This is a genomic window from Paenibacillus sp. 2TAF8 (assembly GCF_052114825.1).
GTDB lineage: Bacteria > Bacillota > Bacilli > Paenibacillales > Paenibacillaceae > Paenibacillus.
Map to the genome: position 1 here is coordinate 46,293 of NZ_JBFRFN010000009.1, position 21,145 is coordinate 67,437.

23 protein-coding genes are annotated in these 21,145 nt (G+C 42.6%); 14 read left to right on the plus strand and 9 right to left on the minus strand.

Features of this window, described 5'->3' with window-relative positions:
* Positions 1-144: 144 nt before the first annotated feature.
* From AB4Z30_RS15070 to AB4Z30_RS15095, 6 genes are all read left to right on the plus strand, one after another.
* Positions 145-972 carry a transporter substrate-binding domain-containing protein gene (locus AB4Z30_RS15070; RefSeq protein ID WP_441927726.1) on the plus strand — a complete coding sequence of 276 codons (828 nt, stop codon included), beginning with the start codon at positions 145-147 and terminating at the stop codon, positions 970-972.
* A 27-nt stretch (positions 973-999) separates the two neighbouring features.
* Positions 1,000-1,695, plus strand: coding sequence for an amino acid ABC transporter permease (locus AB4Z30_RS15075; RefSeq protein WP_441927728.1), 696 nt, complete (start codon positions 1,000-1,002; stop codon positions 1,693-1,695).
* A complete protein-coding gene (locus AB4Z30_RS15080; RefSeq protein ID WP_441927730.1) occupies positions 1,692-2,402 on the plus strand; it encodes an amino acid ABC transporter permease in 711 nt (236 codons plus the stop codon). Before AB4Z30_RS15075 ends, AB4Z30_RS15080 begins: the two co-directional genes overlap by 4 nt.
* Positions 2,399-3,151 carry an amino acid ABC transporter ATP-binding protein gene (locus AB4Z30_RS15085; RefSeq protein ID WP_434752309.1) on the plus strand — a complete coding sequence of 251 codons (753 nt, stop codon included), beginning with the start codon at positions 2,399-2,401 and terminating at the stop codon, positions 3,149-3,151. Before AB4Z30_RS15080 ends, AB4Z30_RS15085 begins: the two co-directional genes overlap by 4 nt.
* 48 nt (positions 3,152-3,199) lie before the next feature.
* On the plus strand, positions 3,200-4,210 hold the full coding sequence (locus AB4Z30_RS15090; RefSeq protein ID WP_441927733.1) for an LLM class flavin-dependent oxidoreductase: 1,011 nt from the start codon (positions 3,200-3,202) through the stop codon (positions 4,208-4,210).
* Positions 4,211-4,271: 61 nt separating this feature from the next.
* Positions 4,272-4,766, plus strand: a complete 495-nt coding sequence (locus tag AB4Z30_RS15095; RefSeq protein WP_441927735.1) for a DinB family protein — start codon at positions 4,272-4,274, stop codon at positions 4,764-4,766.
* 122 nt (positions 4,767-4,888) lie between these two features.
* Here the strand turns inward: AB4Z30_RS15095 and AB4Z30_RS15100 are convergent, their stop codons facing one another.
* Positions 4,889-5,260: a hypothetical protein gene (locus AB4Z30_RS15100; RefSeq protein ID WP_441927737.1), complete on the minus strand. Its 372-nt coding sequence runs from the start codon at positions 5,258-5,260 to the stop codon at positions 4,889-4,891.
* 127 nt (positions 5,261-5,387) lie between these two features.
* Positions 5,388-6,089, minus strand: a complete 702-nt coding sequence (locus AB4Z30_RS15105) for an NAD(P)-dependent oxidoreductase (protein WP_441927739.1) — start codon at positions 6,087-6,089, stop codon at positions 5,388-5,390.
* Positions 6,090-6,274: 185 nt separating this feature from the next.
* Here AB4Z30_RS15105 and AB4Z30_RS15110 point away from each other — a divergent pair, with 185 nt between their 5' ends.
* From AB4Z30_RS15110 to AB4Z30_RS15125, 4 genes are all read left to right on the plus strand, one after another.
* The gene (locus AB4Z30_RS15110) at positions 6,275-6,835 is read left to right on the plus strand and encodes a TetR/AcrR family transcriptional regulator (protein WP_441927741.1); all 561 of its coding nucleotides are present in this window, start codon (positions 6,275-6,277) and stop codon (positions 6,833-6,835) included.
* Between the two features lie 26 nt (positions 6,836-6,861).
* Positions 6,862-7,140 carry a hypothetical protein gene (locus AB4Z30_RS15115; RefSeq protein WP_441927743.1) on the plus strand — a complete coding sequence of 93 codons (279 nt, stop codon included), beginning with the start codon at positions 6,862-6,864 and terminating at the stop codon, positions 7,138-7,140.
* 151 nt (positions 7,141-7,291) lie between these two features.
* Positions 7,292-8,332: an ABC transporter substrate-binding protein gene (locus AB4Z30_RS15120; protein ID WP_441927745.1), complete on the plus strand. Its 1,041-nt coding sequence runs from the start codon at positions 7,292-7,294 to the stop codon at positions 8,330-8,332.
* A gap of 1 nt (position 8,333) precedes the next feature.
* Entirely contained in the window at positions 8,334-9,110 is a 777-nt protein-coding gene (locus tag AB4Z30_RS15125; protein ID WP_441927747.1) for a (2Fe-2S)-binding protein, read from the plus strand.
* A gap of 980 nt (positions 9,111-10,090) precedes the next feature.
* On the opposite strand, the gene AB4Z30_RS15130 is transcribed toward AB4Z30_RS15125, so the two are convergent.
* From AB4Z30_RS15130 to AB4Z30_RS15145, 4 genes are all read right to left on the minus strand, one after another.
* On the minus strand, positions 10,091-10,726 hold the full coding sequence (locus AB4Z30_RS15130) for an ATP-binding cassette domain-containing protein (protein WP_441927749.1): 636 nt from the start codon (positions 10,724-10,726) through the stop codon (positions 10,091-10,093).
* Positions 10,727-10,745: 19 nt separating this feature from the next.
* Positions 10,746-11,492 carry a peptidase gene (locus AB4Z30_RS15135; protein WP_441927751.1) on the minus strand — a complete coding sequence of 249 codons (747 nt, stop codon included), beginning with the start codon at positions 11,490-11,492 and terminating at the stop codon, positions 10,746-10,748.
* Entirely contained in the window at positions 11,489-12,436 is a 948-nt protein-coding gene (locus tag AB4Z30_RS15140; protein WP_090921900.1) for a YydG family radical SAM peptide epimerase, read from the minus strand. The genes AB4Z30_RS15135 and AB4Z30_RS15140 overlap by 4 nt, the downstream gene beginning before the upstream one ends.
* Positions 12,437-12,711: 275 nt before the next feature.
* A complete protein-coding gene (locus AB4Z30_RS15145) occupies positions 12,712-12,840 on the minus strand; it encodes an epipeptide YydF family RiPP (RefSeq protein WP_090921902.1) in 129 nt (42 codons plus the stop codon).
* A 303-nt stretch (positions 12,841-13,143) separates the two neighbouring features.
* On the opposite strand from AB4Z30_RS15145, the gene AB4Z30_RS15150 reads away from it, so the two are divergent.
* The gene (locus tag AB4Z30_RS15150; protein ID WP_441927754.1) at positions 13,144-14,865 is read left to right on the plus strand and encodes a helix-turn-helix domain-containing protein; all 1,722 of its coding nucleotides are present in this window, start codon (positions 13,144-13,146) and stop codon (positions 14,863-14,865) included.
* Positions 14,866-15,117: 252 nt separating this feature from the next.
* Here the strand turns inward: AB4Z30_RS15150 and AB4Z30_RS15155 are convergent, their stop codons facing one another.
* Positions 15,118-15,438, minus strand: coding sequence for a DUF1433 domain-containing protein (locus AB4Z30_RS15155; RefSeq protein ID WP_441927756.1), 321 nt, complete (start codon positions 15,436-15,438; stop codon positions 15,118-15,120).
* A 103-nt stretch (positions 15,439-15,541) separates the two neighbouring features.
* Here AB4Z30_RS15155 and AB4Z30_RS15160 point away from each other — a divergent pair, with 103 nt between their 5' ends.
* Positions 15,542-16,930 carry a lipase family protein gene (locus AB4Z30_RS15160; protein WP_441927758.1) on the plus strand — a complete coding sequence of 463 codons (1,389 nt, stop codon included), beginning with the start codon at positions 15,542-15,544 and terminating at the stop codon, positions 16,928-16,930.
* 1 nt (position 16,931) lies between these two features.
* Complete coding sequence (locus AB4Z30_RS15165) at positions 16,932-17,237, plus strand: WXG100 family type VII secretion target (protein ID WP_441927760.1); 306 nt, start codon at positions 16,932-16,934, stop codon at positions 17,235-17,237.
* Positions 17,238-17,856: 619 nt separating this feature from the next.
* Here AB4Z30_RS15165 and AB4Z30_RS15170 read toward each other — a convergent pair.
* Complete coding sequence (locus AB4Z30_RS15170) at positions 17,857-18,300, minus strand: hypothetical protein (RefSeq protein WP_441927762.1); 444 nt, start codon at positions 18,298-18,300, stop codon at positions 17,857-17,859.
* Between the two features lie 383 nt (positions 18,301-18,683).
* On the minus strand, positions 18,684-18,920 hold the full coding sequence (locus tag AB4Z30_RS15175; protein WP_441927764.1) for a hypothetical protein: 237 nt from the start codon (positions 18,918-18,920) through the stop codon (positions 18,684-18,686).
* Positions 18,921-19,544: 624 nt separating this feature from the next.
* Between AB4Z30_RS15175 and AB4Z30_RS15180 the strand changes: the two genes are divergently transcribed.
* Complete coding sequence (locus tag AB4Z30_RS15180; protein WP_441927766.1) at positions 19,545-20,669, plus strand: GntR family transcriptional regulator; 1,125 nt, start codon at positions 19,545-19,547, stop codon at positions 20,667-20,669.
* Positions 20,670-21,145 lie beyond the last annotated feature (476 nt).

The window sequence follows — 21,145 nt, forward strand, 5'->3', positions numbered from 1 at the left end:
TTTTATTTATATATAGAATTGTTCTATAAGTAAACCCGTTGACGATGTTCCTGTTGGAATGCTATTTTTAGATCAATTAATTCCTAGTTAACATGTAAGAATTAGTGGTTTAAAATAATCGCACACATAACGGGGGAGAAAAACATGAAAAAATGGTCTGTTCTAACACTTACAACTGCAATCGTATTGGCGCTCACAGGATGCAGTACCGGGGGAGACACGAAGACAGCATCGGGAGCTGGCGGAGCGAAAGAACCAACCAAGATTATTGTGGGAACAGGCACGCAATTTCCGAATGTCGCTTTTATTGACGAAAATAACAAGCTGACGGGATACGATGTAGAACTCGTCAGAGAAATTGATAAACGACTGGATGATTACGAGTTTGATCTACAGACGATGGAGTTCACGAACTTGCTGCTCAGCCTCGAAACCAACAAGATTGACATGGTCGCACATCAGATGGAGAAAAACCCGGAGCGCGAACAGAAATACTTATTCAATAAAGAAGCTTACTCCCATTGGAAGAACAAAATCGCGGTTCTCAAAGATGACAATACGATTCATTCCATTGACGACTTGAAAGGTAAAAAAGTGTTAACGACAGCAACCAGTGCCCAGGCCATTTTGCTGGAAAACTACAACAAGGAACACGACAATGCACTTGATATTGTGTATTCAAGCGGTGTGGCGAACGATTCCATCACACAGCTGAAGGCTGGACGCGTTGCAGCATTTGTAGCGGCGGACTTTACGCTTCCACTCGTTGATCCGAGTGGCGATCTGAAATTGGTGGGGCCTCCACTCAGTGAATCGGACACCCTGTTTATGTTCCGCAAGGATGATCCTGAAGAACAGAAGCTCGCTGATCGAATCGATGAAGCACTCAAGGAAATCAAGGCAGACGGTACATTGAAGAAACTGAGTGAGCAATGGCTTGGCTTTGACGCTACGCAATCAGAAACCAAATAACACGTAGACGAAAGGCAGGTCGCAGCGATGGGTGCACCATTTGAATTCAGTTATGTCATGGACTACTTTGTAAAACTTCTACCCACCATCAGTACTACGCTTCTCATTGTCGTTAGTGCAATGGTGCTTGGTCTAATCATCAGCTCCATCGCGGCACTGCCGCAGATGTACAATATTCCGGTGCTGAAACAGCTGTCTAAGCTGTATGTGTCTTTTTTTCGCGGAACACCGATCTTGATTCAACTGTTTTTGTTCTATTACGGTGTGCCGGAAATTTTGGGCTTGTTCGGTATTAATGCCAACCGAGCACCTGCAATTTACTTTGTCATTCTGACTTACTCGCTCCATAGCGGAGCGTTTATGGTAGAGATGATTCGAGCATCAGTCGCTTCTGTGGATCGGGGTCAGGTCGAAGCTGCTTATGCCATGGGCATGTCTGGCCCGCAAGCGTTCTTCCGAATTGTATTGCCGCAGGCCTATGTGACGGCATTGCCTATATTCGCCAATATGGTGATTGGCAGCTTGAAGGATACATCTCTTGCGTTCAGTGTGGGTGTCATGGAAATGACGGGCAAATCGTCTACACTGGCAACGATCTCTCGTCATTTTATTGAAGCGTATATCTCGCTGGCGCTCATTTATTTTGTTTTGAGTTTTGTGCTGGAGAGGGTGTTCCATGTACTTGAGCGGAAAGTGCAGAAGAGGGGGTTTGCTCCGATATGAGCTTTGATGCTTCCTTTGTATGGACCGCGTTTGTGCAACTTCTCGGTGTCATCCCAACTACACTGGCTATCACGGTGGTCTCGGTGGTGCTTGGTTTTATCATCGGCACAGCGGTGGCGCTTCTCCGCCAGTTTCGGGTTCCTGTACTAAGTCAGCTTGGAACGGCCTATGTCACGTTTATACGCGGTACACCGATGATTACACATCTGCTACTGATCTATTTCGGTCTACCGATGATTATTGACAGTGTTTCTTCATCACTTGGACTCGGGTTCAACTCCTCGTCCATTCCATTGATCGGCTTTGCTTACCTGTCATTCTCAATTACCGCGGGTGCTTATGCGTCAGAGATAGTCAGATCCGGCTTGCTCGCGGTGGATCGCGGGCAGATCGAAGCTGCGTATTCACTGGGCATGACAGCGACGAAGGCATTGCGCAGAATTGTGTTACCGCAGGCTTTTGCAGCCAGTCTACCCAACATTTCAAATATGCTCATTGGCATGTTGCATGGCTCTACACTGGCATTTGCGGTATCGGTGGTGGAGATTAACGCCAAGGCGCAGATTGTCGCATCGACCAACTGGAAATTTTTTGAGGCATATGTGGCGGCAGCCCTCATCTTCTGGGGTCTGACCATCATGATTGAAAGACTAACCGCAGTGGCAGAGAAGCGGTTCAGGTCGTACAACCGGGGAGGCGTGTCATGATAGAACTCAAGCAAATACACAAAAGCTTCGGAGACAATAAGGTGCTGTCAGGAATTGATCTGAACGTGGCGCGCGGAGAGGTCGTTGCGATTCTGGGACCTAGTGGATCAGGCAAAACAACGCTTCTGCGCTGCATTAACTATTTGGAAAAACCGGATTCCGGGCATATCACACTGGGTGATTTTACCTTGGATTACGGCAAGCACGCCAAAAAAGACATCCATGCCTTACGCCAAAAATCAGCGATGGTATTCCAGCAATATAATCTGTTCCGCCACAAAACAGCGCTGCAAAATGTAATGGAAGGACTTGTGGCTGTGCGCAAAGTGGCTAAAGAGGAAGCGCGGACGCGAAGTGTCGCCTTGCTTGAAAAGGTAGGTCTCGGAAACAAGCTCGATTCTTACCCCAGTCAGCTTTCAGGTGGACAGCAACAACGTGTCGGGATCGCCCGGGCGCTGGCGATGAATCCAGAGGTTATTTTGTTCGACGAGCCGACTTCGGCGCTGGACCCGGAACTTGTAGGTGAGGTACTGGCGGTTATTCGCCAGATTGCAGAGGAAGGCATAACGATGATCATCGTGACTCATGAAATGGGTTTTGCCCAGGAAGTGGCGAACCACGTTGTATTTATGGATGGTGGGGTCATTGTGGAAGAAGGAGAACCGAAGCAGCTGTTCCGCTATCCGAAGGAAGAACGGACGAAGCAGTTTCTCAAACGCATTACACCGGATACTGCATATTCCATATAAGAAAACGGGATCAGAAACATGAGAAGGAATATCCAAGGGGGAAGAGAGATGTCATTTACATTAGGGATTTTGGATCAGAGTATTGTGTTTCCGGGCCAGTCGGCTGCGGAGGCGTTGAAAAATACCGTAGAACTGGCGAAGCTCGGAGAGTCACTTGGATATGACCGATTTTGGGTAGCGGAGCATCATGACTCGGAAGGTGTTGCCGGATCATCGCCAGAAGTAATTGTATCGTATTTGCTGGCACAGACTCAAAAGATTCGGATCGGCTCCGGTGGTGTCATGCTCCAGCATTATAGCCCATATAAGGTAGCTGAGAGCTTCAATGTGCTCGCGACACTAGCTCCGGGACGGGTTGAACTAGGGATCGGGCGAGCTCCAGGCGGCTTGCCTCGTTCCACAAAGGCGTTGCAAAAGGGAATCGCCGATCCGGAAACGCTGGATGACAAACTGGTGGAGCTGAGAAACTTTCTGAACGCTCCGGCAAGTGAAACCCATGCACAGCCAGGGCTGACCGCACATCCGTTACCGGGACAGCCGGCACGTGTTTATATGCTGGGCACAAGTGTTTCCAGTGCGGAACTCGCAGCCAAACAGGGGTTACCTTATGCGTTCGCGCTGTTTATCAACAGTGATCCTGAAACGGCACGAACCGCTCTGGATACGTATCGCACGCAGTTTAATACTGAACATGGCGGAGAGCCTGAAGCCATTCTGGCTTTGTCGGTCATAGCTGCAGATACGGAAGAAGAGGCGAATGCGCTAGCGGGACAGCACAAAACGGTACGTGCAACGCTAGCGAGTGGCAAAACGGTGAATGTGCAGACGTTGGAGCAGGCAGCGGAATTCGCAAGACAGGCGGGAGAAACGTATACGGCGGTTGAGCGCGAAGCGGACATTACACGCGGGACCAAGGAAACCGTGCGGAAGCGACTGCTTGAGCTGTCAGAGGAATATGGCGTGAACAGCTTTGTGTTTACAACGATTATTCCTGACTTTGAACAACGAATCCGCTCGTTTCAATTGCTGAAAGAAGCATTTACAGGGGAACTGGTGTAAGCATAACTATTCCTATCATCCGTATTTTAGTTAAACTTATATAGATCGGAGAGCGGTAAACATGGGGAACACAACAGTGAAGATAGAAGCAATGATATCGGCATATGTACACGCTTATGAAGAGATTGAACAGGAGATTACAGGTCTGACCGAGCAGCAGTTAAAGTGGAAGTCTACTCCATCCTCCTGGAGTGTTACCGAAGTACTGGCACATCTGGTGGACCACAGTATCGTCGTTTCCTTCCGCATCCGGGAAATATTAGCGGGATCACCGGCGACGCTGCTTGGTTTTAATCAGGATGCATGGGTTGCGGGACAAAAAGCAAACGAAGAGCAGATCTCTCATCTGATCACGATTGCTAATGGTCTGGTGCAGTACAATTCAGGATTACTGGAGCGGCTGAGCGACGAAGAATGGGAGAAAACCGGTATTAACTTCAAAGGTGAGACGGTATCTCTGACCGCGATCATTCCGGCTTTTGTTGCTCATGTGCAGAACCACTTCAACCAGATTCGCAGAATCAAACAAGAGTTGGTCGAAAAGCAGGTGCAGTAATAGGAGTGCGGTGGTGAGAGCGAAGGGAATGCAGGCATCCTTTATGTCTATTATGGATGGGATATGGAATTGACCCAGAAGTAACCATGTAGAGCTAAGCTCAACTTGGCTTCACATGAAAGTCAGGGCTGGGGCCAAATCTTTCTTTTAGCGTTGTCCTGCCCTTCTAAGTAGATTTCATTAATATTCCCATAAGTATTAGAGAACGAAATGTTGAAGTCCTTATGACCTCTAATCGGAAGTTTGCTGCCTTTGATCTGAATGAATAGTGAATGATCATGATGTGAGACGTTGTAACCGTGATATTTGCTGATACTGTCTCCAAATCCACCTTGTATCGTAATAAGCTCAGGAGAAACTTCAGTCTTGGTAACCATAATCTCTTCCGGATCGACAACCTTGTTTAACATAAAGAATCCAATTATAATAGGAAAAGCAATAATGGCAACAGTGAACACTATAGTAATATACTTCCTATTTAGTTGCATACTCATGATTCACCCCATAGTTAGATGATATGAATCGATGTCTCCATCATTATTGGGGCATCGATTCTTTGGTTGTAAACAAAGGCCTACATAGAGTATATAAGAAATTGAACGAACCTCCAATCCGAACGACTTATCTCCCTATATTCACAATTTTTCCGGTCCAATCGGGCTGGCTGACTGCCGCACGTACTAGCCCATCCGCACAATCTGCAAAAGGAAGTGCAGCAAGTGGATTGATGCGAGCGAGTGGGCCAGCCGTATATTCCGAATTCCCTTCCGCATACTGAAGCACGGATGCACGCATGATGACCCATTCGAGATCACTTTGGATGAGTGCTTGTTCCGCAATACGTTTATCCTGAATGGCCTTCCAAAAAATACGGCGCATCAGACGCACGGCGAGACTGTTTACATAAGATAGCTCTCTGCCATCACTCAAATTAATGCCACTTTGCATCACCATACGTGTAACCCCTGTACGCTGACAGGCCGTAATGATATTTGGAATTCCTTCAGACATGACTGTGCCTGGTGAGAAATTAGCCTTCATTGTACGTAAACCGGCACTGAGATTATCTAAGCCCTTCTTGGCGGAATTGGATGATCCGTTAATAGGAGGGCCTATACAACTGATGACAGCTTCTGCCCCTGAAATCGCCTGAATCATAACAGGTAAATCGAACACATCCCCTTTCCTAACTGTAAGTCCTTCTATTGGAGCAATGGCTTCGGGACGACGAGCAACGGCAATAACTTCATGCCCTAATGTAAGGGCGCGTTCGATTACTTTTTTTCCCGTTCCTCCGGTAGCCCCAATGACTGCAATTTTCATATGGTTAAACTCCATTTCTTACTGTGAATTAGTGCACAGTAGTGTATTATTGATCGTCTGTGTATAATGGTATACGTAAATATAAATCTTACAATGGCTAAAAAGCTGGATTGCGTGCAATTGTGCACAGATGTTTGAAAGTGCGTATTAACAATGAAGAAAAAGGGTGATATGAAGTGGTCAAGGTGGATCGAAGGATACGCAAATCCCAAGAAGCGATCAAAACGGCGGTTATTGAACTGATGATGAACAAAGAATTTGATCATATTACGATCCAGGACATTGCAGGCAAAGCGGATATCAGCCGCAGAACGATCTATCTTCATTACACAGATAAATTTGATCTTCTGAATAAACTCATCACAGAGCATATTGAGAATTTGCATGAAATCTGTGAATCTACGGAGATGGACATGGGTTATAACAACATGGTATTCATGTGGTTTGACTATTTTGAGAAGCATTTTTTATTTTTCTCCGCATTGCTGGAGAGTAAAGGCAGTTCTTTTTTTCGTAAGCAGTTTCTGGACTTTTTTATCGATGAATTACAGAATGGGAACGAGAGCGATCCAGGCGTTATGAACACCGAATTCATGAAAGATCAACTTGTGGAGGTTCAGTTTGTGGGTGGAGCGATCATTGGGGTCGTGGAATGGTGGTTTACACAGGAAAGACCTCTCCCACCTTCCGTGATGGCTGAACGTATAGGGGCAATGCTTGAACGAAATCTGGATATGAATCCTTAAAAATATTCCTTTGGAGGAGATCCACTATGAATCCAGAAGAGCATATTCAACAAAGGTTACATACCATCATTGAGAGCGCACAATCCATCATTAACGATCAAGGAAAGCAATCCTTCGGCTCACTGGAATATTTCCTGGGACATATTCTAGAGTATCGCGATGAGAAGCAATACCTGACAGAGGATTGGCATATCCGCACACCGCGCTGGCTGGGGGAGTATGGCAATACGCCGGAGGAAGAAGAGCTTCTTGCAGACATTTACCGTCTACAGGCTTATATTGCTGAGAAATTAAAAGGTGCATAGTGGATAGGTAAAACATGAATTATGATGTCGCATTAGTCCGACTGAAATGTCGCAAAAGTACATGGTAACACGATACACAGATCGTATATACTCTCTTTATGTTTCGATAATGAAAATCATTATCACTAGTATACATAAGGGGGATTTACAGATGAAACAAGGAACAAACGGGCAAGCAGCCGCAAATAAAGGCTATGTTGCTCACAAATCACGATTACTCATAGGCTTGATGTTAGCCCTGATTTTAGTACTGACGGCTTGCGGTGCCGGAACAGGTAAAGATAGCGGTAAACAGTCCGCGGCAACACCAGCGGAGACACCTGCGAGTACAGAGACAAAGACCGACGGCGCTTTTCCAGTAACGATCAAGGGTATGAAGGGTGACATCACTCTAAACGAAAAACCGAAGAAAGTTGCCGTGCTGGATGTTAAGTTTTTGGATCAGATGTTAGCCGTTGGCGAAAAGCCGGCAGGTAGTGTTATCGCTGGAGGGAACACTGATTTCCCAGAATACTTAGGCGATCAGGCAAGTGGCGTTGAAGTTCTGGGTACACGGGACGAGCCTAACCTGGAAGCCATTGTTGCCTTAGATCCAGATTTGATTATCATGACCGACTTCCAGGAGAAACAGTATGAGAGTGTAAGCAAAATTGCACCTACCCTGGTACTGGATTTCTACGAAGACTGGCGTGATACGTTAGCTACAGTAGCTAAGATTACAGACAAGCAGGACGAAGCAGAGAAAGTGCGCACAGCTTATGAAGAGAAAGTAGCAGGAATGAAAACGAAACTGGCGGAGAAGCTGGGCGATGAGACGGTAGCACTAATTCGTCCGCGTAAAGAAGGCATCCGTGTTCATGGCATTGAGCACCGCACAGGTGGCATTCTGTATAATGATCTGGGCTTGAAAATGCCTGCACTCGTTGAAGGAATCAAGGATGATACTTCCGTAGAAATCTCGATGGAGAAAGTGCCTGAGATTGGAGCAGATCGTTACTTTGTACTGTCCGATGAGTTGTTTGCGGCAGAAGCAGAGGCGATGGTGAATAACCCGGTATGGAAATCTCTTGATGCTGTAAAAAATAACCGCACGTATGACGTAAACTCCACGCTATGGATCGCGTACTACGGACCGCTTGCGATTAATCTGATTGTAGATCAGGCTTCGGAAGCCCTGCTCGGATCGAACTAATATGAACCGATATCTCTCGACAGACGTATGGAAAGAGACGGTGGAGGATCATTCGATTTTGCTTGGCGAGCCGCCTCAACATAGTGTCCGTAGCATTGCGCTGAGTGAGCTGCATGACGAAGAGGCGTGCCGAGAGTATATCAGCTGGTTTCAACATTATATCGATGCACCAGACATGAAGGTTGCCGCTTCCATGTTAGCCAAGCGACTTGGCTATCTATGGACGACTCCGCTCGTGACTGCGATGACGTTCCATCATCAGCATGTGACGTTTGAGCTGGAGAACACCTTTCTGTATCATCCGAAGCTCGAAGAGCATGAGGAGGGTACACGGTTTCCTTTTCTAGCGGTGAACGGGGTTCGGGCTGAGGAATTAACGGGAGACAGGCACGCATGGCGGGAAAAGGCGGTTCAGGAGATGTTTGCGGTACAGCTGACACCTCTGTTAAAGACACTGGCTGCGGTTGCGCCTCTTTCGATGAGCATTCTCTGGGAGAATATCATGGTACGGATCGGGCGACTGTACGCTCCTGATGAAGGTGAGACGGAGCAGGAACGTCAGATCATTCGAGAGGACTTCTCCTATCTGACGCAGGTGGCGTCCGGGCAAGTGTTTGGTGAGAGGAAGAATCCGTTGACCCGTTTCACCGATTGTAAGGACGATGTACATGTTGCCAAAAGTGAGCGGCTTACCTGCTGTTTCTATTATCAGATGTCAGGGGAATATTGTCTCAAATGTCCGAAAATTGACAATGAGAAAGAATCTCAACTACAATGACAACAGCAATGATTATACCTATGCGATTGTCAGGAGATGAGAGAAATACCGCTGCAAGAGCAGCGTTTTACACGAAACAAATGTAACTTCTAGTGTACTGTTGATGGCATACGGAGGGGAAGGGGAGCTTGCAATGGATGGCGAGGGTTGCCACATTGGAGCTTCTTTTGCCTGTTATAGAGGGGACAATCCACATAATTGTGTAAAAAAAGTTCATATCAGATTGCCCCAAATTCCAACTTGTACATCAACTTTTTAGTCGATTCCAAGCTTCAACCAACGTTTGTTCATCAGTTTACCGATCAGAACACTCACTAAAAATAAGATAAGATTATACACAATAACCGTCAATACATTGCTTAAAGAAATGAAACTGTTTCCTTGTGCAAACACTTGGTTGATGTGTCTATAAAGGTAATTCGAAGCGTCGAAAACGGCAACATATGTTAATTTATCCGAACTGGCTACTAAAACGACACTCAATATCCAGTATAAAATACTTAAACCAATACTCATCAAGATATTAGATGAAAGCAAACTGATCGTTCCAATGATAAGAATGTATTGTGTGACTACAGACGTCAACAAAAATACCATGAGCAAAAACAGACTAAAATCCTGGTACACCATAGATACAACGGAAAGGAATATGGTGATTAAAATAAGTGATTCAATAAAAAGTACGGCAAATTTATTCAAGAAGAATTTAAGACTGTCATAGGATAACAGCCTATAAAACAGAATGGTTTTATTCGAATATTCCTTATTCACGAAGAAAGCAATGATGAACGAGAACATTAAAAATCCAAATTGAGTAAAGACAGTATAGGTACTGAAGAGATACTCTCGATAACTTAGGAATGTAACTTTATCAAGACCAATAGGAAGGAACCAACCGATCAAGAACGACAACAAAAAAATAAGTGCCAGAAACATAAATACTTTATTAAATAGGCTTTTTGCAAATTCAATCATAGTCATTATTCCTCAATATATATTTTTATTAGTTGATCTTTGTTCTCGTATTGCACTAGCTTCTTGTCTTGAAAGAGGAAGTATCTTCCCTCGATGTTTTTGAGATCTGATAAATTGTGAGTGATGTTCAATATGATTTTGTTTGGATGCTGTCTGCTATAAATGTTAAGAAATTGGTGAATCTCATTGACTGTTGTTTTATCTAGAGAATTAGTGATCTCGTCGAGTATGATCATTTCCTTATTTTCTAAAAGAAATGATACCAGCTTAAGCTTCTGTTTCTGTCCATCACTTAGATTTTTAATGAGAATGTTGGATGGGATATTTTCAATATTCAATAAATCACTAAGCTGATCCAACATCATCCGATCATATCTTTTAATTAATATCTTAAAAAGCAATTTGGCGGAAATATCTTCAGGTATATTAGAATAACTTGAGATTACGGTCAGATTTGAGGACAAGTGTTTTGGGAAAAAACCGCTCTTATTTAGAATAAAATCTTTCGCCAGTCTGGATTTCCCCACACCGTTCTTCCCTACAATATGATTGACACCCCCTGGTTGAAAATGTAAATGTGCGTGATCAAGCAAGAGATTATTTTTGATTTTTAACGTATAGCCACTTATATCTAAAACCATGGCATGAATTGCTCCTCTCTTAAAACCACAATAATACTGAACGTATGGCGAGTAATACCCCAATAATCTGAATGATTTTAATAATGAAATGATTTTTCTTGGAGTTTTCAAATTCATCTTTATTTAGGATTGTAAGTAAAATCTTGTATCCATCAGAGTTCAGCACCGGGATTACATTCCATAATAAAGCTAAAGAGAAGAAAATATAGGATACCGACAACATATTCATTTTCAAGAATAACGTATTGATGATCTGGATCGTTAAAATAATGAATAAATTGATATAAATTCCTGCTGAATGAACAATGAGCTTTTCTTTTTTGGATAACATATAAATATCGTTTAGTTGAACATAAAAAGAAGGAAAAACATAAAAGTTCATTTTGAATCCAACTTTGTTATGTTTTCTTCCGAAAAAATTCATGGATTTTATATGGCCTAGCTCATGAATAAAGACATTGAAAATCATGTAAGAAACAAAAATAGAATAATTCTTTAAGTTATGTTCAAATCTAGGAAATGTATAACCGAAAAAATGAATAAAATAAAGATTAGACACAAGCAGTACTAAAAAGAGTGTGATGTAAATGGTGAAATTTACAGAATTAATTTTACTCTTATATACGCTCAACTGCTCTTTCAAAGTTTCATCCAAATTGATAATGCTTGTCTTATAAAATTCTTTTTTGCACTTATCTTTAACAAACACTTCGTTTTCTACAAAAATTTCATACTCTTCGTTTTCAAACGTAAAACACTGCTTCATACCATGCTCTCGTAATAATTCATCATATATGGTGTTAACAAATCAATATTCTCTTCTGTTTTAAATAGAATGTTGCAGATGTTACATATGGATGAAAATTGTTCTGGGATCTCAATGTGATTAAATTCAGGGTTGCTCTGAACTGTATCAATGAACCATTTAAATCCTTCCTTTCGCATAATGTAAAATAAAAGATTGGAGTTTAATTTTTCAATGGTTCTGTCAAACGTTTGGTCCATGCTTTCTCTCAAATGCAATTTGGTATCAAATACTGCTGGCGAGCAACAAGGATATATTTGACCGTCAAAATGATACACGACTTCAAATCCAGGACAATACAAACTCCTTTCGTTACTGAGTTTATAAATATGTTGAAAGCTGTCCGGGTCTTCATGCTTTGCTTCTCCAACTGGCATGAGTGGAAACTTTGTCACTCTGATCCCAAGCAAAGATTCTCCCATATATTCTAATATACGATTAGACATTTTACTTTTTGTTACAGCCATATTTAGCGCCACGCTCGTACTAGAGAAGTCTCTGCTACATTCCAGTATATTTTTAATGGCATCAGCTTTAACGTATGGTTCATGAAATTCATCATAACTTATGGTTAGATTAGTCACATTGTAATACTCCATGTCGTTAAAATACTGTTCTGTTTTTTTTCTACTGATGCCCCAAAAGCCGTTACTAATAAGGGTGATTCTCTTCTGATGAGGTTTAATGATCTCTAATAACTCTTGTAAAAATGGATAGTTCAAAAAAATCTCTCCACCTGTAAATGAAATCAAATTTACTTTTTTATTTTCAGCCAATTCATGGGCAAGCTGTCTTATGTAATTTGGATCCATAGATTGAGTGGAGGCTGGAGAACAAGAAAAGCAGCAATGGGCGCAGGCTGCATTACATTTCGCTCCCAGGTTTATTACCGCATTGTTATACATGAACATTTCCTTTCTACCGTTCTTAAATGAAGTGAGATGTAAAAGCACTATTTCATACACAGTATCTCGAAACTCCTACTAAAATAATTTCCAGTAAAATAGCCAGACCTCATCATTAGTGGTTGGCAGTCTTCAGGCGCAAATTGTGCCAGAGCTCACATGAGTAATTCCCGTATGTTATGTACCAAAATGGATGAAGAAGCTTGGAGCTTTAATTGACTCAACCACTAATTTGAGTTTTAGCTTTTAAGAATCATAGATTCAATAAAGCCATTTTACTTGGCTCCGCCTCCTGAACCTATGATCCAAGCACCTTCTCCAGATCGGACAAAGTACCACAAGTCATTAACTTTAGCCAGTTTTTCTGATTTAAGAATCAATTCTTTAATCTCTAATTTTTTCATTTGTATTCACCTCCTCTCAATTACCACTATTATACATGTAATTGTTATACATACAAGTTAAAAATATGTTAAAACTATTAAGGGTTTGGATAGGGATTGTGATTAACGAGAGTTTGATCAATATTGATGAAGCTTCTCCTAACAACTGAATATTCGTTTCCTACATAATGTCCGTACCGTTGCTCTGGGTGAGTTGCATGACGAAGAGCCGTGCCGAGTCCGAAAATTGACAATGAGAAAGAATCTCAACTACAATGACAACAGCAATGATTATACCTATGCGATTGTCAGGAGATGAGAGAAATGCCGCTGCAAGAACAGACAAGTGGTTGGAGCGATACAGCAATCAAGATGCTGGACGGATATAGCGGTACTTTGCAGACAGGCAGCGTTTTGCACGAAACAAATGTAACTTCTAATATGCTGCTGCTGGCATACGGAGGGGAAGGGGAGCTTGCAATGGATGGCGAGGGTTGCCACATTGGAGCTTCTTTTGCCTGTCATGCGGTGAAGGGATCATCCTACACGTTGACGGCCAGATCAGAGGACATTCATTATATAGTGATCAAGTACAAGGCTTCTTCCATGGAGGGAGCCTCTATTGTTGTGCCCTCGTATCGTAAACATCCGCTGCGCAGATCATTCGTGCAGAACTCGGCAGCCCATGCCGAATGGATCGAAAATGCCGAGAAAACCGTGGTCAAATGGCGCCGCGGCGAAGGACTGGAACGATTCTATGCGAACGCCTTGCTTCAGGGTATGATCTACGAACTGATCATGGCATATGAACGCGGTCAGGGGGGAGCGGAGTCCGATATGGTGGATGTGGTCGCTTCCTATATTGCGTCGCACTATCGTCAGAACCTGGAGCTGAAAGAGCTGGCTGCCCTTGCGGGTTGTAGTGTAAGACAATTGCAGCGCCGTTTCAAACAAGAAAAGCAGCTCGGACCGATGGAGTACGTCATTCAGCTACGTATGGAAAGTGCCACACGCATGCTGCGTCATACGGATGCTTCCATAGGAGAAATTGCGGACAAGCTGGGCTATCGGGATATGTATTATTTCAGCAGAGCGTTTAAAAAATATGTTGGCGTCCCACCGCTACATTATCGGCATGCCGCCGCTTCGAGAACGGATGCAGACTATGCGAATGCCTTATTGCAAAACCGCACAGCTTCATCCTATGAATCAGCCCAAGGCCCGGTCATCTGTCATATGCAAGGGGAGTACACCGTAACTGAAACACCCCAGCGTATCGCTGTTCTCGATGTGCAGTATGCCGATCATTTGCTTGCGCTTGGCTTGGCCCCGGTAGGAAGTGTTGGACTGGGAAGCAGCGTGTTATCTTTCCCCCAGTCCCTTCGGGCAGGACTCCAGCACACCGAATTACTAGGTACATATGAATATCCCGATCTGCCAGCGGTAGAAAGACTTGCACCGGATCTGATTATCTGCACCGAGGTGCATGAACAGTATCTTGAACGATTAAGTGGGGGGGCTCCAGTGCTCATGTTCAAACGTAACGAAAACTGGCAGACGATCCTGAGTCTGTTCGGTGAACTGACAGGCAAACGAGCAGAGGCCAAGCAGATTATTGCGGGCTATCTTCGCAGAACGGCTTTGCTGTCTGAGGGATTAGCTACAGTATTGGCAGGCAAAAGTGTGGCACTGATCCGTCCGCTGGACTCTCTCGTTCGCGTCCATTCCGCTGCTCATCGCACAGGGGCTGTGCTGTACCGCGATCTAGGTCTGCCCGTTCCGCTATTTGTGGCAGATACCTCCGACACAGCCTATCATATCTCGGTTGAGAGATTACCTGCAGTGCAGGCGAGTCACTACTTTCTGCTGAGTAATGAGCTTATGCAGGATGGGATATCGGCGACAGAGGAGAGGGTTTTGGGAATGCTTAGTGGGGGAGAAGAGCAGCGTGTGCATTCGGTGGATGCAGCGACATGGATTGGGTGTTATGGACCGATGGGGATCAATGGTATTGTGGATCAGATTGAGCAGGCGTTGTTGGGTTGAAGGGGAGCTATATTATGGCTCCCCTATTTATGTAGATCAAAATGTATTGGGTTAGTAGATAACTTCTTCAAACAGAGATATATCATAATTTGCGAAAACAGTAATTCTATTATGTAGATTGCATTTATTTCTTCATTTTATTGTTGCCGTGAACGTTGACAGATGTAATTGACGAAAGATACAATCCATATATTCCCTATATTTTCAAAACATTTATTTAGATTGGTAGTTTGAAAAATATACTTCACCGCTCTATTTGGAATCTGTTTTCTTGGATATTCCATCAGGAAGCGATAGTGTCTCCACACTTAATGGATCGTAATTTACCATAACGAATACCTTCTTTTTCTTATCGCCTTCAATATAGCCGTGAAGGCCTAGCGACTTGCTTAGATCGGGAGGAGAGAATCTATACTCCGTAAAATGAACGGTTACACCGTATTTTTCGAGAACATAATTTGCAGCGAACTTCTCGGCGGAGGATACAATCTCCTTCTCCTCTTTGGAGGCACATGCTCCAAGCAAGAGAGATGAGATAATTAAGATTACAAACAGGAAGAAAGGTTTTCTCAAAAGGGACACCTCTACTTTCTTAGACTGGTATTAATATACTATAAAGATTGATTTATCACTAGTTTACATAATCATATTGAAATGTTCAATTCAGGAGGTATTTATGCAAAACGGTTACATTAGCGACGAGTTATACCAGAAAATATCTAACTTTGCTTATCAGAGGGACATTTCTGCCGGCACACCGCTTACAGAGGAGGGGGAATATGCACAATGGAAAGTCATTGAACCTGAAGGTGCTGAGCTCCACAATAAAGTGTCGGGTTTCGATTCCGTTGTCTTCCAAAACAATCAAACGAATCAGATTGTCATCGGTTACCGTGGAACGGAGCCGGATGGGAACTGGCTGGGGATAGCGGCTGATTACGAAACAGACGTGTTTGATGTCTTAGGTGGACGTACCAGAGAACTGGAGGATGCCGTAACTGACCCGAATCATCATAACATTTTTAAGAAAAGTTTTATTCAATCGATTAAGGATGATATCGATTGGCAGAATAACCAATTCCATCAGGCGGAAGTACTTTATGAACAGATTAAATCAAAATATCCTGACGCAAGTATTTCTCTTACAGGACATTCGCTTGGAGGTGGTTTAGCGCAATATGTGGCAGCACGACAGGATTTGCCAGCCATGACATACAGTGCTCCGAGTGTAACTAATTTGCTGGACGATGCAAGCTTGGCGAAGGTAAATGAAGGTTACTATGATAAAAAAGTGGTAAACATCGTTCATCCTAACGATTCAGTAGGTGCAGGAGGGATTTCTGAATATGACAGGCATGTTGGCAGCACGTACTACAAAGGCCAGGATTTTGACTCAGCCAATGCGATGTACCAAAACTGGAGACTGCAATTCCAGCTTATGCTGCCTATTCGCCCGATGGGACCCAGCGGCCCACTAGTTACATACAATTTCCCAATCGATATTGATCTGGACAAGTTTCAGGTCGGCAATATTATTCGATTGATGGACTCATTTTCTAAAAAAGAAGGTAAAGGCTATCACTCCATGAACCAATATCAGTTTGATCAACAGGGGAACTTGGTCGGTCCACTTATTGATCGTGCCACGGGGCAACAAATTGATATCTCACCACGCTGGAATACTTATCAGGAATCACAGGTGGCCTTGTCAAATCTCTTTGGCGGAGCGTTGGCGCCCTTAATAGCAGTTGCCGCCTATGGGAAGTCAGGTCAAGGTGGCGGTACAATCCGATTGACACCGGAGGAGCTGGCGCAAGCAGCTAGGGAAATGCGCCTTAGTCTGGACGGATTCTCCAATGATGCACAAGCTTCCATCCGGATGTTCGAGGCGTATACTTCCACAAGTGAAAGCCATTCCTTTACCCCGATTGCTTACGAAGCTACAGCGACACTAGAACGAATTAACCGTTGGTATCAGGAATCGATCAGCGAGATTGCAGAATACATTGAACGTAAGCATGAAGATTTCGTTCAAGCAGATCAATTCTTAACAGGAGGTAAGTAACATGGGAAGAATATCGGTATCTTTATCCGATCTTAGAAGAGCCGTTCAGCAATGTGAGCAATTGCAGGAGCGCTTAATGCAGCAGGAGCAGAAGATGCGTTCAATACATAGCAGACTAGAGCAAGATTGGGCTGGAAATTCTGCAGCCACGCTAGGATTTAAAATGCAATCTTTCCTAAGCGGAACATCCACAAGAATAAATGAATTGGAGACGCATAAAGAAGCACTGCAACGGTACATCCATAGAATGGAGGAAGCTGACCGGAAGGATCGTAGAGATCACAGGGAACACAGTATGCTGAGATGAGATTTTAGAAGAGCGGTATGTGGATGCCACTGTAACACGGATCAGCACATGGGGGAAGGAAAGAGCCTGAATCCTAATTCTTGAAAATATGATAGTACCTTGCAGACAGGTAGTGTGTTACACGAAACGGATTTAGCTTCAAATGTGCTGTTGCTGGTATATGGAGGGGAAGGGGAGCTTGCAATGGATGGCGAGGATTGCCACATTAGAGCTTCTTTTGCCTGTCATGTGGTGAGTGGATCATGCTACACATTTCAATTGCAGTGGAAGACCGTAGGATTCCTTGTGGGATGAAGAAGACCCTTTTTATTCTAAACGATGGTTGGTTTGCTTTCATTATGTGTAGCACTGCGTATATTCAGAATTAAAAACCCACTGGATGTATGGACTTGGGAGATTAAGTTTCCTGAGTATTTGGAGGAACATCACTTAACATCATATTCATGTTGCGCGGTCTTGTATTTGCAGGTATGCATGATAGGAAGCCTAAGAATGTGCAAGAAAAAAAGAATCGGCGAACCGATGCTTAAAAGTAATTTTCATCATTCTTAAGGCCTTAAAAACAATTTTTACATGATAGAAAGCTCTACATCAATTTAACCGATTAGCCGGTCTTATCTCAATCTTGTACTTCATGATAATTACCAGTCCATGGATCAAAAACGTATGAAGATACTTCTGAATTTTTTTCAACTGAGAACATATAACCTTTTTTAAACTCATTAAATTCATCTTCAATTAACGTATTCTTCTGTTTATTAACCACATAAGGTTCTTCTAGGTTCTGAGTGACCTTATCTACCGCACTTTCATACGTATATTGAGGAAGTGTAGTTATCGTATAAATTGGAATAAATATTAAGAAGAGTGTTTGTAAAAAAAGTACTATTTCTTTACGTTTTTTACTTAGTTGAACTTTTAAGAAATAACTCAGCACCATGAAAAAAACTAACACTCCAATGAAAGGAAAAAGATCTAAAATATTATTGTAACGATATTGTAAAAAAATTAAAAAAGCCACTTCTATCAGACAAGCAATAATTATTAGTCTTCTATACATCATATCTCCTTTGAATAAGTAGTTGAAGCCAAGCATTAATGACATCAACTTATCTTAAATATTTATTTTGTGGATTGTTTCGACATATTCTTAGTTAAGAAGCCAAGCATTGTATGCTCCGATTATGCAAAGATCAGTATTACTTCTTCCTTCGCCTTCAACTCTAATTGGTACCCATTCAACTTTTCCGTTCTTTGTATTAATCACTTTAGCATCTACGATCGTTCGCTTACTGCGAAGGCCAATCTTCCCGTTAGATCTTACTTCCAAGTCTTGTGCAGCAAATCTTCCATAAACTTGACCAGTAATAGCTTTGGTGATCTTATCAGCAACATTATATAAATAACCCCATTGCTTCACATTTGGATTAGAATGGTATGCTGAATCTACAAACGTCCAATTACTAGCAGCACTAGTAGTAAAGAGTCTTGGTTACTAATCATCGGATCTGGAGCAACTTTTTCAATATAGTCACTCTCATTAGAATATTCTACTTTCCCATCATTATCAATTGTCTTCATATCTCTTGTTTCTTTATTTTTAAATGTTTGAGATTCTTTTTCGCCATTTACATAAGAAGTTACAATGTATTCTTTGTCTGTTTCTTCAATTGAAACTTCCAATGTACTGTCGTCCTCAGTAGGGATAACGTATGTACCCGATTCATTAGTAGAACTAGTAGTGGTGCTAAATCGACTAGCCCCTGCTATTAAAATACCAACAATTAGCAGGAAGGCGGAGTAGGCCTTATTCACGCTATGTAATGCAATGCTAGAAATTATATAAAATCGAGATTGTTTGACGTATATGCATTACATACAAATGTCACTATACGAAATCGATAAAGGTAAATTTTATAAAAATTTACAACTATATTACATTTAACTGATAATTCATAAAGAGATACACGAAAGTTCGGAGAGATTATCTCCATTCCGTTGAATGAGAATGTGGGTTACTGGCATATTGCCCACAGCTTCGTGCTAGGAAATTGGAACAATCTCAACACATCCAGTCCGATGATCCTGTCCAAGTCATGCCTTCATATGGACGTCATTATCCTCGCTCGTAGATCAGCCTTGCCTCAATGTCAGCTCGTTCGGATCTCTTAAACATTTCAGGGACACCATGGCATCCACTAAGATGTTGCATGCCCACAGAAGTTCGGCGGTAATCTGATTAACTTTGCGAATGACTTCTTGTGTAATATACTTAGTATATTAATATTATGATGTCAGGGTGGTCTTGTGGAATTGCACTTATACGAGCAGATATATGTCTATATTGTACAAGAGATCAAAGAAGGTCGATTAAAAGAAGGAGACCGAGTCTCTTCTGAGAAAGAGTTGGCTGAACAATTTGGCGTCAGTCGTATTACATCTAAAAAGGCTCTGGAGAAATTGGCCGATTCCGGCGTTATCAAACGAATACAAGGAAAAGGTTCATTTGTGGCCGATAGTATAATTGGAGGACAAGAACCGAAGCATTATTCAGAGGTAAAAACGACCTTGGTTCCGGAGGATGATAAGCGATTGATCGGTTTTATTATACCGGATTTTTCTGACGAGTTTGGCCTGCAGCTTCTTAGATCGATGGAAAAGCGGAGCGCTGAGCACAATTATCAACTCATTATCAAGCGAACTTGCGGGGATCGGGATGAGGAAAAACGTGCGATCGACTTGTTTATTGGTTTAGGCATCAAGGGATTAATCGTGACTCCCATTCATGGTCAACACTATAATTCGGAACTGCTTCGGCTTGTATTAGATCGGTTTCCGATTGTTTTGGCCGATAGATATCTCAAAGGAATTCCGGTTTGTTCGGTATACACAGACAATAAGAAAGCAGCCATGGATCTTACGCGACATCTGATTAGCAAAGGCCATAAAAAAATTGCCTTTTTATCTCCGCCGGAAGAGAATACTTCAACATTGGAGGAAAGGCTGCTCGGATATACGTTTGCCTTCACCCAGGAAGGGATGAATTTGAACAAAGATTATGTATTGACGAACTTGAAGGGCACCCTTCCTATGAACATAGATGGAACAGCGATTGAAAGCGATAAGGAAACAATAAAGCATTTTTTGAAACAACACCCTGATGTAAAGGCGTTTGTCGCGTCGGAATTTCTAATAGCTACCATGCTGGCTCAAGTCATCCACTCGATGGGGAAATCTCTGGAGGAATTCGAGATTGTTTGTTTCGACTCCCTGAATGATTACTTGGGTCAACCCATCTTCACTCATATTAAGCAGGATGAGAAGCAGATGGGTGAATTGGCAGTGGATATGCTAATCTCTCAGCTGAATGGAGCAGCAGTTCCCGAGCTGAACATTATTGAACATCGTATGGTCGTGAAAAATAACACATAGGGTTAATACAAGCTCAGTGCAACTCAACAAAATCAAGGATATTTTTCAATGTGTCGAGAAGTCCCCAGTGGCTTATCGGCACTTTTTTTTGATATCAGAAATATGAACAACTTCAAAGCTTGGACCTTCCGGACCTGATATCGCAGGAAAAACTTCTTCTAGAATGTCGTCTGTCTTCTGTGAAGTATGTCGATAGCCGTTTTTCTTATGGTAAAGCATGTTTCACATCAGGGAATGGGTTGGGAGACCAGAGATTAACGAACCTCGAAACATCGATTCACATATCTAATTATAGTCATACGTCATACATATTCATGTCGTAATATTGCAATTGACATGATTTGTGATGTCATATTAATATACTTAGTATATCTAGTGTAACTAGGAGGATTCTTATAACCAATTCACTTCGTTCATCATTTTCTGATTTCAAATCGTTCATATCACCAATCTTGTTAGCGCTTACATAAATTGTG